This window comes from Protofrankia sp. Cr1, from assembly GCF_963555865.1.
Classification (GTDB): Bacteria; Actinomycetota; Actinomycetes; order Frankiales; family Frankiaceae; genus Protofrankia.
Genome location: NZ_CAUVXO010000108.1, coordinates 9,252 through 10,815 on the forward strand (window position 1 = coordinate 9,252; position 1,564 = coordinate 10,815).

1 protein-coding gene is annotated in these 1,564 nt (G+C 63.9%); it reads left to right on the forward strand.

What is annotated here, in order from left to right; genetic code table 11:
* Positions 1–202: 202 nt before the first annotated feature.
* Positions 203–1,564: alkaline phosphatase family protein (locus U9980_RS11330; RefSeq protein ID WP_322767879.1), on the forward strand; the 1,362-nt coding region annotated here is incomplete at its 3' end.

Consider the following 1,564-nt stretch of genomic DNA (forward strand, 5'->3'; position numbering starts at 1 on the left):
TCAAGACATGAGCTCGCAAGGCTACCTGTTCTTTGCGAGACAAACGCCGGCATTACGTCTTCTGGTCCACGCTCGGCGCGGCGCCCGCATACTCTTCCTTCCGACTGCCCGGTGGAGGCAGCCAGTAGGCCGAAGATCACGCGAATACGATTATTTTCGCGCGGCCGGAGACCCCAAGCAGTCCAGGAAGCGTGGAGGAAATGTGCGAAGAGGACAGGTGATCCGGGCCGTTCTCGCAGCAGGCGCGACCGTGGCGGTCGGACTCGGAATGGCTCCGGGAGCACTTGCCAACCCACGAGATCACGGGGGGCTCGGGCGGCATGGTCCGGTTCTCGGTGGGTACAAGCACCTCGTTGTGATCTATGAAGAGAATCACAGCTTCGACAATCTCTACGGCCAGTGGGGCACAGTAGGCGGCCAGCGGGTCGACGGTCTGAGGTACGCGGACCGGTCGCGCACGGCCCAGGTCACACAGGACGGCAAACGCTACACCTGTCTGTTGCAGAACGACGTGAATCTGACGGCGCCCAGTCCATTGCCCACAGCCTGTGTGGACGCGGCGAACGGGGTTCCGGTGAGCCATTTCCCGAACAAACCGTTCACGATCGACAGATACATTCCGGCGGATGCCAGAACCTGCCCGGCACCCGGGGTCGAGCCGGACGACGGTGTCCTCGCGAACAGCCCCGGCAGCGAGCCCGGCGGTTGCACCCGTGACCTGGTGCATCGTTTCTACCAGGAGCAGTATCAGATCAACGGGGGAAGGCAGAACCGCTACGTCACCGGCAGTGACGCGGTGGGCCTGACCATGGGCGTCTACCGCACCACCTCACTGCCGATCTACACGTACCTCCACAGCCCGGGTGCCCCGAACTACGTGATCGCCGACCGCTTCTTTCAGGCGGCATTCGGTGGCTCATTCCTGAACCACCAGTTCCTGGTCGCCGCGCGGGCCCCGATCGACACGAGCGCCGGTCCAGGCGGCGCGCACGCGAACCTGCACTCGGTCGTGGACGCGAACGGATTCCCCAACAGCTACCCGCTGTACAAACCGACCACCACCGGTGTGAAGGACGGACAGCTGACCCAGGTGTGCGGCCCGAACGCCGATCCCGCGGTGGCATGCGGCGACTATGCGGTCAACACCATCCAACCGACGAGCCCACCACACAGTACGAGCACAATCCGACTTCCACTGATCGACGACGTCACATATCCGAACATCGGTGACCGGCTGAGCGGTGCCGGTGTTTCCTGGAACTGGTACTCCGGCGGTTGGGACGACGCGGAGGCCGGACATCCCGGCCCTCTCTTCCAGTATCACCACCAACCGCTCAACTACTTCGCCGCCTACGCCCCGGGACAGCCGGGCCGTGCCCACCTGCAGGACGAGACCAGGTTCATCGCGGCTGCGAAAAACGGCACGTTGCCGACCGTGAGTTTTGTCAAACCCTATGGCGCGGAGAACGAGCACCCCGGGTACGCCAGCGAACCGGACGGGAGCGACCACCTCGTCAACCTGCTCAGGACGATCGAAACCGGGCCGGAAGCCAAGGACACACTT